This window comes from Providencia sp. PROV182 (genome assembly GCF_028480325.1).
In the GTDB taxonomy this organism is placed as follows: Bacteria; Pseudomonadota; Gammaproteobacteria; order Enterobacterales; family Enterobacteriaceae; genus Providencia; species Providencia hangzhouensis.
In genome coordinates this window covers 91,256-107,857 of the sequence record NZ_JAMPOL010000014.1, presented here as the reverse complement: position 1 = coordinate 107,857, position 16,602 = coordinate 91,256, and the positions used below count along the sequence as shown (strand labels likewise).

Genomic DNA, 16,602 nt, shown 5'->3' with positions numbered 1-16,602 from the left:
GATCGTTTCATTCTTAAAAAAGCAGGTAATAAAACGTGTATTAAATAATAAACTGCTCTGGAGCGAAAATAATGATAAATTCAAATCCGATTAAGCCAAAGACGAATTATCGTTGGGTGGTATTAGCCCTGATTTTTATCGTCTATGCTGTAAATTATGCAGACAGAAGTAATATTGGTGCGGTTCTACCTTTTATTACTGATGAGTTTAAATTAACTAATTTAGAAGCGGGATCTCTCGCGAGTATGTTTTTCCTCGGTTATGCTTTATGCCAAATACCCGCGGGCTTTTGGATGGCAAAACGTGGGATCAGAGGAATGGTGTCATTATCCATTCTCGGTTTCTCCGCCATGACTTGGTTTATTGGCTTAGCCCAATCTGCCTTTGCAATTAAGTGGTTGCGTCTCGGCCTAGGTATGGCAGAAGCGCCAACTCCTGTCGGGTTAACGTCGACAATTAATAACTGGTTTCCAGCAAAAGAAAAAGCAACTGCCACTGGGGTTTATATTGCTTCAACGATGTTTGCTCCGATTATTGTTCCACCATTAGTCGTTTGGATTGCATTAACTTATGGATGGCGCTGGGTCTTTATTCTGTTTGCTATTCCCGGTATTTTTCTCGCTATTATTTGGTATTTATTTGTTAGAACAAAACCAGAGGAAAGTCGCTTTGTTTCACAAAGTGAATTAGATTATATTCGTGCCGATAATTCAGAAATTGCAGAAAAGAAAATAGAAGGCAATATTGTTCTGAGTCCTAAATTTAATACGCTAGATAAATTTATTCGTGTTAAATCAGTCACGCCATTAAGTTCAGCTTCCCAAATATTTAAATCTAAAAATATTTGGTGTAATACCATTTCTTATTTCATGATGGTCAGTATTTTATATGGAATATTAACCTGGATACCTTCTTATCTGGTGAATGAAAAAGGCTTTTCATTTATGAAGATGGGCTTTGTTGCATCAATGCCATTTGTTGGTGGGTTTATCGGTTCGATTTTTGGTGGCTGGATTTCTGATAAAGTTTTTGGTCGTCGTCGTAAACCTACGATGCTATTTACCGCGGTAGCGACGATTGCCATGATGTTAGTGATGTTGAATGTTCCTGAAAGTACGACTGCAGTTGCGCTTGCCCTTTTCTCGGTTGGTTTATTCTTGAATATTGGCTGGCCTGCATTTACTGCTTATCCAATGGGAGTTGCTGATAATAATAACTACCCAATTGCGATATCTGTTGTGAATAGTGGAGGAAACTTAGGTGGCTTCGTTTCACCTATGATGGCAGGGCTATTGTTAGATATGACTGGTAAGTTTGATGCTGTTTTCTCTTACTTTGGTATCTGTGCGGTGATTGGCTTAATTATGATCCTGTTACTTGATGAACCGAAATAATAAAAAGTCGTATCAGGTGGGGCAATACCCACCTGAATTTTTAACTTATTGATAATAAAAATTTCTAAAGGATTATTTTTATGAAAATAGTCATTGCACCTGACTCATTTAAAGAGAGTTTATCTGCATTGAAAGTCGCAACGGTTATTGAGAACGGGTTCAAAGAGGTATTTCCACATGCAACTTATGTAAAGTGTCCTATTGCGGATGGAGGTGAAGGCACTGTTGTGACGATGGTTGAGGCTACCCATGGCGAAATCTATCACCTTGATGTTATTGGTCCTTTAGGCACGAGTGTTCAAGCATTCTATGGTTTATCTCAAAATAAGCAGCAAGCATTTATAGAAATGGCTGCGGCAAGTGGGCTAGAGCTAGTCCCTGTTGAATTAAGAAACCCGTTACTTACGACATCATATGGAACAGGAGAATTGATAAAAGCCTGCCTAGATACTGGGGTAAAGCAGATTATTATTGGTATAGGCGGGAGTGCAACTAATGATGGCGGAGCAGGAATGTTGCAAGCACTTGGGGCCAAATTATTAGATTCACATGGGCAACAAATTAAATTAGGAGGACAAGCACTTGCCGACTTAGCGTGTATTGATGTCAGTACAATAGACCCTAGGATAAAAGCTTGTCAATTTAGTATTGCTTGCGATGTTTCGAACCCATTGATTGGTAAAAATGGTGCATCTGTAATATTTGGCCCCCAAAAGGGTGCGACAAATGAACATATTGAAATGTTAGACAAAAATTTAGAACATTTCGCAGATATCATTAAGCGAGATTTGCATGTTGAGGTTCATTATATTGCAGGAGCCGGTGCAGCAGGAGGGATGGGAGCAGCTTTACTTGCTTTCCTAAAAGCGGAACTTAAGCCTGGCTTTGATATTATTGCACAAACCTTGAACCTTGAATCACATATGGTAGGGGCGAGTTTAGTCATTACAGGGGAAGGGCGATTAGATAGCCAAAGTTTGAATGGCAAAGTGCCTTTCGGCGTCGCTCAGTTAGCTAGAAAACATAAAATACCCGTTATTGCCATTGTTGGAAGCCTTGGTGATGACCTCAGTCATTTACAACAATATGGTATTGATTCAGCGTTTAGTATTTTGCATAAAATCAGTTCACTAAAAGAAGCACTGAATAACGCTGAAAGTAATTTATTTAATTGTACTAAAAATATAGCGAATACGTTGAATATTAAAATTGACAACAAGAATTGAAGTAATAATTTGAAAATTTAGCTTTGTTTGCTTTATTTTGAATTGAATTTATTTTTCTTGATTTTTTCAATGAATATTGAATACTGGAACCAATTAAATTAATAATAAACATTATTAAAACTTATAGTTTAAAATCTTGTTTCTATTTTACAGCACCAGTAAAAGAGGTTGAAATATGTATGATTATTGTCTTACCTCCAAATTAGCGCAAGAAATCGTTGATAGAACCATGAAGATTATTGATTGCAATATTAATGTTATGGATGAAACTGGATGTATTATAGGAAGTGGAGATAGTAATAGATTAGGAGAATTTCATGAAGGCGCTTTGCTTGCAATAAAGCAAAAGCGAACGGTTGTTATTGATGACGCCACTGCAAATCATTTACATGGGGTTAAACCAGGTGTTAATTTACCTCTTTATTTGAATAGTAAAATTATAGGTGTAATAGGATTAACAGGAGAACCAACCCAAATTAAACAATTTGGGGAGTTGGTTTCAATGACAGCCGTAATGATGCTAGAGCAGGCAGAGATTTATAACCATTTGAATTTAAACGATCGTTTTAAAGAAGAAATTATTCTAACTTATATCGAAAATGGAACAATTCCCGATAATATAACTGAATGGTCTAAAAAGCTTAATATTAATTTTTCTATTCCACGAGTTGCTATAATTATTGAATTAGATAGTGGCCAATTAGGTGTGAATAGTGCATTTAGTGAATTGCAAGAAATTAAAAAGCTAATTGAATATAAGAATCCTGATAACTTAGTCGCTATTCAATCTTTGACGGAAATTGTTTGTTTAACTCCTGCGCTAAATAAGTTCAATCGATGGGATATTGATAATGCAAAAAAGAAAATTATAAAATTAGAATCAGACATTCAGAAGTTATTTAAATTACAAGTGAAAATATCATTAGGTAATTTTTTTTTAGAGCCCGCAGAGGAATCGATTAAAAAATCATATGAGACGGCTAAAATTACCATGCAAGTAGGGAAAGCTAAGAAACCTCAGTTAAAAATTTACTGTTACCAAGATATTATGCTACCGGTTTTATTATACGGTTTAAATTTTAAATGGTCTTCAGAAGAACTATTAAAACCATTGAATACATTATTACATGAAGATTCTAATGGTGTGCTAATTAAAACATTAACAGTCTGGTTTAAAAATAATTTATTATCTCGTGAAACAGCTAACGAGTTGTTTATTCATAGAAATACATTAGATTATCGTTTAAAAAGGATATCTGAGATAACAAAATTAGATCTATTAACGATTGAAAGTAAGGTATTGTTGTATGTTGCTTTACAGCTGAAAAACTAATCCAATAACACTATTGAGGAGCAGTTCTCATAGCGTAATCGAAGAAATGTCATCCTTGTTGGGAATCGCCTCAAACTCTGATGCGACGAAATGGCAGTAAATTTTTAACTTCTTATCTCACATCCTGATTAGTTAGCGGTTATTTGCCGATTCGCAAGTGCTTCGAGCATGATAAGGCTTTTTACCTACATCACATGACCACCCAATGAGTAGCCTATCAGGAAAACAAAAACGTATTAACATCAAACTAAGCTAGCACAGATTGTTTTTAATCTGCTAGAGATCAATCTATCTTCTATTTTGCTCAATAACGTCTAATTTAATCATATTTTAATTCCAATATTTTTTATTGGTATTTTTACTTAAATGTATAGCCTCTATATTTTAACTATCACCATTAGGTCAGTGATGTAATTATCGAGAATAACTTAAGGTGTTCTGTTTATTCATGGTGGGTTTTCTAGAAACTGACTTTATCCAACGTATATTAATTTAGTTAGTTAATCTTAAAAAATAACCTGATTGTGATTATAGAAGCTAATTTTTTGGTTTTTTGAGGCTTAAAGATAAGATTTATATAATTATAGATTTATTGAAAATTACTTTTTATTACCATTTGAAATATTTTGCAATGAAATTTTTTTCTAGTAGATACTTATTTAATTCGTTTGTTCTTAATTGTTTCTATTTTCATTTCAATTTAAAAAAATGTTTTATTATATTATTGTTTTCTAGGTGTCATTCATATAAAAAACACAAAAATTTAATGTATCTATATGATATTTATTGTTTTATTTTTATTTTTCTTTTTGGCTTAAATGTAACAATCAGTGAATTGAGAAACATTATGAAAATATTTAATTGTTTTTTTTGAGATGTTTCTGATTAATTATTTTTCAGTAAACTTTTCGTTTTAATGATTTTATCTAATTCTAGTTTTATTATTATCTTCCACCTCATTTTTTTTCACTAATAAGAACCCGTTTTATGAGTATAAAAAACTTTATTAGTAATGATTGGGTTTATTTTGTGGTTTTTTATTAAAAAAAGGTCGATTTAATTAGATGTACATCACTCGTTTATCCAGTAATGGAGTATTTAAAATAGAGTATTCTCTGGATTATATATATATATCACTAACTTACAATGTGAGTAGTTAATTAATCTTCAGATTTGACATAACTAGAATGAGATATAATAATGGCACCGCATTGATGCATTGTTTAATTATTTTATTTATTAATGGAGTTTGATAAATAGGAATAGTTATTAGTGTCAATCCTTAATATTTACTAATCGAATATATTTTAAGAAAAAATTAAAATAATCAGATTGATAATAACTCATTATTTTAATTTGTGTCGTCTTTTTTATCTAATGGAAATGTATAAAATGAAATTAAATAAACTTGCTTTAGTATTAGGTTTAGGTCTGGCAGTAGTTGCTGGTTCTGCTTCTGCAAACCAAGGTGGCGGTCAAGTCACTTTCAAAGGTTCAATTATTGATGCTCCTTGCTCAATTCCACCAGGTTCTCAAGCATTTGAAGTACAAATGGGTGCTATCGCGACGTCTGCATTAAACGGTGGCGGTAAAAGTATTGCTCGTGACTTCAATATCCAATTAGAGCAGTGTGACATCACAACTCTGAAAACTGTTCAAACTACATTTACTGGTATTCCAAGTACTTCGGTAACTGATGGTTTAGCTATTGCTGGTACTGCGAAAAACGCGGGTATCGTGATCACTGATTACAACGGAACTAAAATTGCTTTAGGTGCTAAATCACCATCTCAAACTTTATTAACTGGTGCGAACACATTGCGTTTCCAAGCTTATTTGCAAGGCGATGATGATGCAGCAAACAAACCAGCTGTACCAGGTGAATTTGATGCAATTGCAACATTTGCTCTGAGCTACCAGTAATTGGTATAGCCCGTACAAGGATGTATGGGCACTAATTTTAATGCATTGAAATTGGTTATTAAGTTGAAATGGAGTCGCTATGAATCACTTTGGCATCATTGTCATGGTGCTTTCAGGAATGATATTTGCCCCGATAGTTAGTGCGCAAAATCAAAATTCTCGGGCACAAAGTCAGTTCAAAGGAACTGTTACCATGGGCGGTTCAATCATTGAGAGCCCTTGTGCAATAGATGCAGATAGCCGAGATCAATCAGTTAACATAACGACTGTACCGGTTAGCCAGATAATTCACGACAGAGAAAGTCCTACAAGTGATTTCTCTATACGCCTTATCAATTGTGTTTTAACACCGGTAACTCCTGGAACTCCTAATTGGCAAACTTTCAATATTACATTCGATGGTCCAACAGATGGCCGTAACTTCGATGTTTTTGGGCATGCAAATGGATTGTCAGTAAAAATTTCTGATACAGCTGGAAATGTAGCTATACCTGGTAGAGCAATGCCTGATTTACCCATTAGCGCAGGCAATACAACTCTGCATTATAAGGTGCGGGTAGTATCTAATAATAAACGTTTAAAACCAGGGAATTATCAGACAACTATCCGTTTTAAAATGGATTATTACTGAGTTATTACTAAGGGACTATTATGGCTCTGCAATTAAAAAGTAAAAATAAAGTATTTAATAACTCAGTAAGTTATTTTTTAACGCCTGTTGCTACCATGGTGTTTCTTGCTATTGCTCATATAAATTTAGCTAATGCAAATAATGATAGTATTGAGTTTAATACAGATGTTTTAGATCTTCAGGATAAAAAAAATATTTCCTTAAACGAGTTCTCTCGTGCGGGCTATGTTATGCCAGGGAAATATCCATTTAAAATTAATTTAAATAATCGCGACTTAGCTGACATTTTTGATATTGAATATATCGAGGATCCTAATGATCCAAGTATGACGGAGCCTTGTTTAACGCCAGATGTTGTTGAACATATTGCTTTGCGCGATGAATGGAAGAAAAAGGTTGAGTTTGCTAAAAACGGCCAATGTTTAATTCCAGAAACGATCCCTGGAATGACAGTAAGCGGTTCTTTAGCCAAAGAAACAGTCACAATTACTGTACCTCAGGCTTATATCGAATTTACTTCTGATAACTGGGATCCGCCATCTCGTTGGGATGAAGGTGTACCCGCCCTAATTTTTGACTATAACTTGAATGCTAACTTAACAAGGCCTGCGGATTCAGCCAATACCCAGTCAGTTACTGGTAACGGTACAACTGGCTTTAACCTTGGTGCGTGGCGTTTTAGGGCAGATTGGCAAGCAAGTTATAATCGCACTAATGGGCAATCGACCGACCGTAAATGGGATTGGAGCCAATATTATGCCTATAGAGCAGTAAAAGAGCTAAATGCAAAGCTCACGATGGGTGAGCAATTTTTACGTTCAGGACTATTTGACTCATTCCGTTATATGGGGGCCAGCCTGATCTCTGACGAAAGAATGCTACCACCAAACCTACGTGGCTATGCACCGGAGGTGACTGGCGTTGCAAGAACCAATGCAAAAGTGATCGTGACTCAGCAAGGACGTGTTATTTATGAAACACAAGTTGCTCCGGGGCCTTTTCGTATTCAAGATTTAAGTGATGCGGTTAGCGGTAAATTAGATGTACGCGTCGAAGAGCAGGATGGCTCGGTACAAGAATTCCAAATGAATACCGCCTCCATTCCTTATTTAACTCGTCCAGGCTCAGTTCTGTTTAAGATTGCAGGTGGCCGACCGAATAATATGGAACATGAAACAGAAGGGCAAGGGTTTGTTACGGGGGAATTTAGCTGGGGGGTCTCCAACGGTTGGTCATTATTCGGCGGTGCAATAGCAGCAGGTGACTATAACGCGTTATCACTCGGTGTTGGTCGAGATTTACTCGCCTTTGGTGCAATTTCATTCGATGTCACCGAGTCACGCGCGAAACTGAAAACAGATAACAAAATCTATACAGGGGCATCGTATCGCTTAAGTTATTCAAAACGTTTTGAAGACTATGATAGCCAAGTCACTTTCGCAGGATACCGATTCTCTGAACGTGACTTTATGAGTATGAACCAGTACCTCGATCGTCGTTATAGAGGTGTGGAATTCGATAATAGTAAAGAGCTGTATACGATTACATTTAATAAGTATTTCACCAGTGCAGATCTGACAGCGTATCTGAACTATAACCACGAAACCTATTGGAATAAACCAGCGGCAAAACGTTATAACCTTTCTATTGCGAAATATTTTGATATTGGCCGTTTTAAAAATATCAACTTAAGTTTAACGGCATTCCGTAACAAATTTGATAATAGAAATAATGACGACGGGCTATATATGAATCTTTCTTTGCCTTGGGCAGATAGAGCGTCAATTAGCTACAACAATATGGTGACAAGAGATGGTAACTCACACACCGTCAGTTATTTTGATTCCATTGATGATAAGACGAACTATCGTGTGGGTACTGGGGTGAGTAACCGAGGCCGTGGAACTATTGATGGTTTCTATACACGTTACGCTGATTTAGCAACACTTACTGCAAGTACCAGCTATATCAATGGCGATACTACCTCAGCTGCATTTTCTTTACAAGGTGGTGCTACAGTCACAGGGCATGGTGCTGCATTGCACCGCATTAATACCCCAGGTGGAAGCCGTGTGATGGTGGGAACTGAGGGGGTGAAAAATGTGCCTATTCAAGGTTTTGGGCCGACCACTGAAACCAATATTTTTGGTAAAGCGGTAGTTGCTGATATCAGTGATTACTATCGTACCAGTACATCCATTGATGTGACTCAATTGCCTGACAACGTAGAAGCCATCCGGACATCTCAGCCAATTACGCTGACTGAAGGGGCTGTAGGTTACCGCGAGTTTGAAGTGTTATCGGGTATTAAAACCATGGTGAGATTGGCATTGGCAGATGGAAGTTATCCGCCATTCGGTGCCACCGTGAGAAATGAGAAGAATAGAGAGCTCGGTATCGTAACTGATAATGGGTCTGTGTATATCTCAGGTATCAACCCAAATGAAGTTTTAGATGTGTATTGGGATGGAAGTGTGCAATGCAAAATTCAGGTTCCAGAAAATATTACCACGGCTGAATTTAACTCACTGTTATTACCGTGTACAAACAGCCCAAGTGTTGAACCTGGGTATATGCCAGCAAAAGCCGTTCCTGTTGGGCAGTCAGCTCCAGTTTACAAGCCTGCGCCGATTAAACAGGGCGTAGCGCCGAGTCAGCGTTGGTTATTAAAACCACCGGATATTGCTTACAGCACAGATTATACAGAGTAACCCAAGTTGCTTGATTTTATAAATAGTTGGTACTTATGAATATTAAAAAAATTGCATTTTTTACTACAACAATCACGTTATCTGCGGTGCTATGCGGGCAGGCTCTGGCTGCTATTGCACTTGATAGAACACGCGTTATTTATAATGGGACTGAAAAAACCATTAGCTTGAATATTAAGAATGAAAACACAGAATTACCTTATCTTGCGCAGGGTTGGATTGAAGACGCTAATGGTAACAAAATTGAAAGCCCACTCACGGTTTTACCACCAGTTCAACGTGTAGAACCAGGTGAAGGTAGCCAGGTTAAAATTCAATCTCTTCCTGATATCGCTACATTACCTCAGGACAGAGAAAGTGTTTATTACTTTAACTTACGAGAGATTCCACCACGTAGTAAAGAAGCTAACGTTTTACAGATTGCATTACAGACGCGTATTAAATTGTTTTATAGACCAAAAGCGTTATACGCCACTCGTACGGATTTAGAAAATCCATGGCAGGAAAAAATTACGTTAACGCGTAAAGGAGATGCCTACGAAATCACAAATCCAACTGCTTACTTTGTCACGATTGTGGATGCAAGTTCAAGAGTGGGAGGAGATACGGTGAAGCAATTTGAGCCTGTGATGATCTCACCAAAAAGTAACGGAATGCTTAAGGGTAGCGCAAGTGCCATGGGGGCAAAACCAGTTCTAACTTATATCAATGATTATGGTGGAAGGCCTAAATTGACGTTTGGTTGCGCCGGTACAACTTGCAAAGTTGAATCTTCGACGGACAGATAACGGAGAATAATGTATGAAAAGGACTCTCCAGTTCAGCACTATCTTATTTGGCTTAGTTCCAGTATTTACCTTTGGAATAAGTAGCTGGGATATTGATGGATTACACGGAACATTGACAGTAAATGGCATGATGACCGAGGCACCTTGTACGATGGATGTGACCAATTCAAAGCGCCAAGAAGTGTCTCTAGGGGAGATCCCTTCTTATTCACTCCGTAAACCTGGTGATAGAGCTGAGCCAGTGTCATTCGAATTAGAATTTAGGCACTGCATTCGTACGGAAAGTCGAATGAAAGACACTCGAACGGGTCGTGCACTTTGGGATGCAATGCAACCGGTGATAACGGTTTCTTTTGTTGCCGTATCGGATAAGCATTTTCCAGAAATGTTAAGTGTAAAAGGTGTCTCTGGCGTGGCGTTAGAAGTGACGGATGCACAACGAGAAGATATCAGGCTAGGAAGTCGTGGTCGTCCACAATTTCTCGATGCACCGCAAGGCACACTTCAATATTTTGTAACGCCAGTGAGAACTCCCGAAAAACTGACGGAAGGAAGTTTCAGCGCCGTAATGGACTTTAAGGTGGATTATGAGTGATTTAAATAAGCAGCGGTACCTGCTGGCATCATGTCTCGCTGGAATATTTTTTACATCGGTTTCCTATGCAGGATTACCTGATTCGCGTATTAGCCCATCAGGAAGTACAAGGGCGACAATTACGCCAGGTATGATAACCGTACCGATTAAAGGGGTTGTTTTGGCACCACCACCTTGCAAAATTAATGGCGGAAATATAATCAAAGTTAATTTTGACGAAATCATGAGTACACGGATTGACGGTAACGCCTATGCAAAATCGATAAATTACAATATTGATTGTGAAAAAAGACCGACATCACAAATGAAAATGACGTTGGTTGGTATTCCTGCCTCCTTTGATAGTGGTGCGATTGAAACAGACATTCAAGGTTTAGGGATCGCTTTTCGTTATAACGGAAGCAAACTTCGATTAAACCAAGAAATTAAGTTTGTGTATCCAAATGCCCCTCAATTTGAAGCCATACCTGTTCGTGATTTATCCACAACATTAACAAAGGGTGGGGTTTTTCATGCGGGCGTCACTATCAAACTTGATTATCAGTGAGGGGAAAATAATGAAAAAAATAATGAAAAGACTTCCTCTGATAATGAGTTTGTTAGTTATACCTGTTAGTGCTGCGATGGCAAACGATGTGGAATTTACTGGAACCTTGTTACTTCCACCGCCTTGCACTGTTTTTGAAGATAAAGTTCACGTCATCGAATACAAAGACATTGGTTTACATAAGGTTGATGGCGTTAACTTTGCGAAACCGATTAATTACGCATTGAAGTGTGAAGAAAACTTAAAAGGTTGGGACTTAATGCTAACTATCAAAGGGACAGCAACAGATTTTGATAAGTCGGCACTGGAAACTAATGTTCGAGATCTTGGCATGCGTATTACCCAAAATGGCCTCGGTTTTGAAATTAATAAACCGTTAAAGATTAGCTATGGGCAACCACCTGTTTTAGAGGTTGTTCCTGTGAAGAGATTGGGAGTTACGTTGCCTGAAGGAGGCTTTGCCGCAACAGGGACATTGCTAGCGGAGTACCAATAATGAAAAAACTAATTCAATGTGCAGTAGCTAGTGCCTTACTTATCAACGTTAGCACTGCTTTCGCTGTGCCTGATAATTTAAGGATTATCGGTAATTTAGTGGAGGAACCCTGCACTATTTTACCGGGTGATGAAAACATCCTGATGGAATTTTTTGATACACCAGAAAAAAACTTTTACGCCTATGGTGAAACTCCGCCTAAAGAGTTTGCGATTAAACTGGCCGACTGTGACACAACGATAGGCAAATTTGTGGAAGTGACGTTTTCAGGAACACCTAATCTTGCACTTCCTGGTTTTATTGCATTATCAACAGGTAGTGTTGCATCTGGTTTCGCAGTGGGGTTACAAAACTCAGATAAAACACCACTGGCTATTGACCAGAAAGGCTCGAAGCTAACGCTACAAGATGGTGCTAACCAATTGAGGTTCTATGCCTATTTAAAAGGTGAACCGGATGCTATTGCAAATAAGACAATAAAAGTAGGCCCTTACAGTGCTGTAGCAACATTTAAATTAGATTATGAATAATAAGGCTGTGAACTAATATGAAAGTATTTTTATCGCTATTAATTGGTGCAGTCATGTTTTCATCTACTGCATCAGCCTCTGTTTTTTCCTATATCACTGAATCAAAGCCCGGTAATAACCCAAATAATGGGGATGCAAACTATAAGTACGTCATTGCTCGCTGGGATCCTGAATTGCCAACTACGCGTAATCCTTGCTTTAGGTGGTCGAAATGCTATCTCACCATAAGCCATAAGCATACAGCTGCTGGAACACCAGGGGCGGCAACCGTCGAGTTGGCCGAAATTTCTAAGTATGAATACATGCGTGACGTTCAGAATATACCCGGTGTTTTGGCAAAGGCGACAGCTCCAGCAACACAGTGGGCTGTTCATACTGGGGTTAGGCTACAGAATAATCAGGAATGTGTGGGGCTGTTTTACCAAGATCGTACTGGGGTTACGAGTAACGGTGGGTTAATTCCCGGCTCATTATGTGGTATTGCGCCTCCACCGATTGGGGCTTGTAAGATTAACAATACGATCCCTGATATTAACTTTGGTTCGATTAGTGAAGCTGAACTTGCTGGTCAATCAAAACAAGTAAACATTAGTGTGACCTGTAACTTAGCGATGGATGTGCTAGTGATTGCCACAGGTGTTAACGTGACAAATGGCCGTGTTAATTTACGACCAGATAACAGTTTATACGCGAATTTGTATCTAGGTGGAAACGATACGCCAGGAGAAGCTGGTTACAGAATTCATGTGCCTGCTGGTGGAACAAATTCGGTAACCATGAAAGCTGTATTAGGTACTAATGGCCGAGTTCAAGCCGGTCAGTTTGAAGGTGCCGCAGCCCTTATTTTAACTGTGCCTTAATAAATGGTGAAAATATGTATTCAGAAAATGGCAGTGAAAAAATCCATTATATGGTAGGTCAGAGGATCTTAGAAAAGCGTAGAGAACTGGGGTATACAGGGTTTCAGTTAGCTCAGTTATTAGGTGTTAGTCAACAACAGATCTCACGCTATGAAAGAGGCAAAATCAAGATTGATTTGTTTCACTTGTTTAAACTTGCATTTTTGATGGGAACACCAATTGATTGGTTCCTTGAAGATATCAGCTCTCAGCTCAGTGAAAATGGGCGACTGGATGATACGCAATAATAAGTCTTTAAATGGTTGTTAATGATAAATAGGTTGAGATGACGATTTTATGTCGCCTAACTGTAATAAAAGTCGCTAAGCAAACACGTACAGTAGAAAACTCAACCTATTTATTTTTGAATTAAGTGTCGTAACAAACTGCCAACCCTTTCTTTTATAGAGTTCTCCTCGTTTTTTATCTCTCTCTTGCCTTTTAACACTTTAAAATTCATAGATTCAACAAATTAAATTGATGTTTTTGTGCGTTGCAACAACTTTTTAGTGAATGCAAATGCAAACTAATATCATTTGCGCTTATTTGCGTGTAATATACGCTACATTGTGGATCACCAAATTTTATCATCAGTACTTTTATCGATGGACGGAGGAAATTAGATGTTTGCAAAATCATTAGTTTCGGGTATTGCGTTGTTATCTGCGTTAGTGTTAGCTGGTTGTGATAACGCAAAAGACACGACAGAAACAGCTCAAGTCGCAGAAAAACAAACTATCACAATAGAACATGCCCAAGGCAAAACTGAAATTCCTCGTCATCCGCAAAAAGTCATGGTGATGAACATGGAAACATTGGACATCATGGATGCACTCGGGGCACCAGTTGCCGGTGTTCCTCAAACCAACGTTCATTTTCCTGAGTTCTTAACTAAATACAGTGGTTCTGAATACGTCAATGGCGGGACATTATTTGAACCTGCTTATGAAACCTTAAGTAATGCTAAGCCTGACCTGATTTTAGGTGGTAGCCGTGCTCGTGATGCCTATGACAAACTCAGCGGTGTTGCACCAACTATTTCATTAGATATTGATAACAAAAACTTTATTGGTAGCTTAACTGAACGTACTAATGAACTTGGCGCGCTATTCGGTAAAGAAGAACAAGCCAAAAAACTGATTTCTGACTTCAATACTAAAATTGAAGGTATCAAAGCTAAAGCGCCGACTGCGGGTAAAGCGATGGTAATCTTAGTTAGTGGCGGTAAAATTTCTGCGTATGGACCAGGTTCTCGTTTCGGTTTTATCTTTGATGTATTAGGTTTTGAACCTGCTTATGTGTTTGAAGAAAACACGGGTCGCCACGGTAATATTGTTAATGCAGAATTACTGGTGAAATTAAACCCAGACTGGTTATTTGTTATCGACCGTGACAGCGCAATTGGCAAAACGGATGCACAGCCTGCTGCGGAAGTATTAGATAACGCATTAGTTAGAAAAACCGCTGCATGGGAAAAAGGCCAAATTACTTACCTTGACCCAACAGCAGTATATATTGCCGGTGGGATCCAAACTTATTCTCAGTTAATGGACGATATCAATACAGCATTAGAGAAGAGCCAAGCAAAATAACCGATGAAAACGCTTTATCTTTTTTGTGGAATTGTCGCGTTATTGGTTTTAGCGGTATTAAGCTTGTTTATTGGAGCGGGTGACGTGTCACCCGTTTCGCTTTTCACCGACCCAGAGATGCAAGACATCTTTTTTATTAGCCGAATTCCCCGAACCGTCTCCTTGATTTTAGCTGGTAGCGCCATGAGTGTTGCTGGGCTAATCATGCAATTATTAACACAAAACCGTTTTGTTGAACCTTCCCTCGCAGGAACAACCCAGTCAGCCAGTTTAGGTTTATTGGTCGTCATGGTGCTTTTCCCAGCAGCAAGTATTATGACTAAAATGGTGGTGGCCAGCGGTTTTGCACTTCTTGGCACCATGTTGTTTATGGTGCTATTACGTCGTGTGATTTTAAAATCTGCCCTGATAGTTCCACTGGTGGGGATTATGTTAGGGGCAGTTATTAGCGCATTGACCATTTTTACCGCTTATTACTTCGACTTACTACAATCTCTTGGTGCATGGATGAGCGGTGACTTTTCTAGCATCATTCAAGGCCGATATGAACTTTTGTGGTTAGTGGGAATATTAACATTAATTGCTTGCTGGATTGCCGATAGCTTTACGGTGGCTGGTATGGGACGTGAGTTTTCAATTAATGTTGGCCTAAATTATCGCAAAGTGATGACCATTGGTTTATCGATTATCGCTTTAATCAGTGGCGTCGTGGTCGTGGTGGTCGGGGCATTACCTTTCCTAGGCTTAATTATTCCAAATCTCGTGAGCTTAGTGATGGGCGATAACATACGTAAAACCATCCCATGGATTTGTATTGCTGGTGGTGGCTTAGTTTTACTGTGTGACATTATTGGGCGCTTAATTCGCTATCCATTTGAAATCCCAGCAAGTGTGATTTTAGGTGTCGTTGGCGCGGTGATTTTTTTATATTTATTGTTGAAGCAACAACGTTATGCAAAAAGTTAATTCATCAATAGCGTTACCTAAAAAAGGGGTAACGCCGTTGCAAAGAATATGGATACTACTGGCACTATCGCTGCTATCCATTGTGCTTTATATGACGGTCAATTTGGGTAGCAATCTTGCTTATATTTTGCCGCATCGAGGCTATATTGTTCTCACCATGATTGTGGTAGCTTTCTCGGCTGGGGTTTCAACAGTTCTCTTTCAAACGATTGCTAATAATAAGATATTAACCCCATCTATCATGGGATTAGAAGCATTGTTTGTATTATTACAAACCATTTTTATCTTCTATAGTGAGAGCTTTCCATCCTCTTGGTTATTGAATATTGGTAAGTTTTTATTAGAGTCCACACTACTTGTACTGTTCTCTGTTCTGCTCTACCGCTGGTTATTTGTGTCAGTTAAAATGAATATCAACCTAGTATTGATGGTGGGTATCATTCTTGGCACATTATTTCGCAGCGTAGCGACATTGCTGCAGCGTTTAATGGACCCTAATGAATTTTCCATTTTACAAAGCCGGATGTTTGCCACCTTCACAAAGGGAACACCTGAGCTAATTCTATTCACATTAATGATTACGGCAGTCGTCGGTGTCTTATTGTGGCGCATGCGTTATTGTTTTGACGTTATCGCGTTAGGGCAAGCCAATGCGGTGAATCTAGGAATTAATTATCGCCAGCAAGTCACTGTCATTTTGTTGCTTATCTCAATATTAGTTGCAGTTTCTACAGCATTAGTTGGGCCTTTAACATTCTTAGGTTTGATGGTCGCGAATTTAGCTTATTTAGTGGCTGGCAGTAGCCAACACCGCTATTTGCTACCCGTTTCCTTTCTACTTGGTGTCATTGCGTTGATTGGTGGGCAGTTGATTCTAGAATATGGCTTAAATATGGCTGGGACATTATCAGTTGTTATCGAATTTGTCGGCGGTATTTTCTTTATTTATATGGTGTTAAGAAGGTTTTAGT

The 16,602-nt window shown here is 38.3% G+C and carries 16 protein-coding genes; all 16 read left to right on the top strand.

Annotated features, from left to right (window positions below; genetic code table 11):
- Positions 1-71 precede the first annotated feature (71 nt).
- The 16 genes from PR834_RS13235 (at position 72) to PR834_RS13160 (ending at position 16,601) form a co-directional block, all read left to right on the top strand.
- Positions 72-1,394: an MFS transporter gene (locus PR834_RS13235; protein ID WP_004259309.1), complete on the top strand. Its 1,323-nt coding sequence runs from the start codon at positions 72-74 to the stop codon at positions 1,392-1,394.
- 80 nt (positions 1,395-1,474) lie between these two features.
- Positions 1,475-2,620: a glycerate kinase gene (locus PR834_RS13230; RefSeq protein WP_004259307.1), complete on the top strand. Its 1,146-nt coding sequence runs from the start codon at positions 1,475-1,477 to the stop codon at positions 2,618-2,620.
- Between the two features lie 175 nt (positions 2,621-2,795).
- Positions 2,796-3,953: a sugar diacid recognition domain-containing protein gene (locus PR834_RS13225; RefSeq protein ID WP_110591140.1), complete on the top strand. Its 1,158-nt coding sequence runs from the start codon at positions 2,796-2,798 to the stop codon at positions 3,951-3,953.
- Between the two features lie 1,392 nt (positions 3,954-5,345).
- The gene (locus tag PR834_RS13220; RefSeq protein ID WP_036958062.1) at positions 5,346-5,876 is read left to right on the top strand and encodes a fimbrial protein; all 531 of its coding nucleotides are present in this window, start codon (positions 5,346-5,348) and stop codon (positions 5,874-5,876) included.
- 79 nt (positions 5,877-5,955) lie between these two features.
- Complete coding sequence (locus tag PR834_RS13215) at positions 5,956-6,507, top strand: fimbrial protein (protein ID WP_004259299.1); 552 nt, start codon at positions 5,956-5,958, stop codon at positions 6,505-6,507.
- 20 nt (positions 6,508-6,527) lie between these two features.
- A complete protein-coding gene (locus PR834_RS13210) occupies positions 6,528-9,218 on the top strand; it encodes an outer membrane usher protein (RefSeq protein ID WP_004259298.1) in 2,691 nt (896 codons plus the stop codon).
- 35 nt (positions 9,219-9,253) lie between these two features.
- A complete protein-coding gene (locus PR834_RS13205) occupies positions 9,254-10,006 on the top strand; it encodes a fimbria/pilus periplasmic chaperone (protein WP_004259296.1) in 753 nt (250 codons plus the stop codon).
- 13 nt (positions 10,007-10,019) lie between these two features.
- Positions 10,020-10,601, top strand: a complete 582-nt coding sequence (locus tag PR834_RS13200; RefSeq protein ID WP_004259295.1) for a fimbrial protein — start codon at positions 10,020-10,022, stop codon at positions 10,599-10,601.
- On the top strand, positions 10,594-11,148 hold the full coding sequence (locus PR834_RS13195) for a fimbrial protein (RefSeq protein ID WP_004259293.1): 555 nt from the start codon (positions 10,594-10,596) through the stop codon (positions 11,146-11,148). Before PR834_RS13200 ends, PR834_RS13195 begins: the two co-directional genes overlap by 8 nt.
- Before the next feature lie 10 nt (positions 11,149-11,158).
- Positions 11,159-11,644 (top strand): fimbrial protein, encoded by a 486-nt coding sequence (locus tag PR834_RS13190; RefSeq protein WP_036958061.1) that lies wholly within the window; start codon positions 11,159-11,161, stop codon positions 11,642-11,644.
- Complete coding sequence (locus tag PR834_RS13185; RefSeq protein WP_136134280.1) at positions 11,644-12,174, top strand: fimbrial protein; 531 nt, start codon at positions 11,644-11,646, stop codon at positions 12,172-12,174. Before PR834_RS13190 ends, PR834_RS13185 begins: the two co-directional genes overlap by 1 nt.
- A 17-nt stretch (positions 12,175-12,191) precedes the next feature.
- Positions 12,192-13,034: an MrpH family fimbial adhesin gene (locus PR834_RS13180; protein ID WP_096864459.1), complete on the top strand. Its 843-nt coding sequence runs from the start codon at positions 12,192-12,194 to the stop codon at positions 13,032-13,034.
- 14 nt (positions 13,035-13,048) lie between these two features.
- The gene (locus tag PR834_RS13175; RefSeq protein ID WP_004259284.1) at positions 13,049-13,321 is read left to right on the top strand and encodes a helix-turn-helix domain-containing protein; all 273 of its coding nucleotides are present in this window, start codon (positions 13,049-13,051) and stop codon (positions 13,319-13,321) included.
- Between the two features lie 375 nt (positions 13,322-13,696).
- Complete coding sequence (locus PR834_RS13170) at positions 13,697-14,665, top strand: siderophore ABC transporter substrate-binding protein (RefSeq protein WP_153674135.1); 969 nt, start codon at positions 13,697-13,699, stop codon at positions 14,663-14,665.
- Between the two features lie 3 nt (positions 14,666-14,668).
- Positions 14,669-15,631, top strand: a complete 963-nt coding sequence (locus PR834_RS13165; RefSeq protein ID WP_004259272.1) for an ABC transporter permease — start codon at positions 14,669-14,671, stop codon at positions 15,629-15,631.
- Positions 15,618-16,601 carry an iron chelate uptake ABC transporter family permease subunit gene (locus tag PR834_RS13160; RefSeq protein ID WP_004259269.1) on the top strand — a complete coding sequence of 328 codons (984 nt, stop codon included), beginning with the start codon at positions 15,618-15,620 and terminating at the stop codon, positions 16,599-16,601. Before PR834_RS13165 ends, PR834_RS13160 begins: the two co-directional genes overlap by 14 nt.
- The last annotated feature ends 1 nt before the right edge of the window (position 16,602 follow it).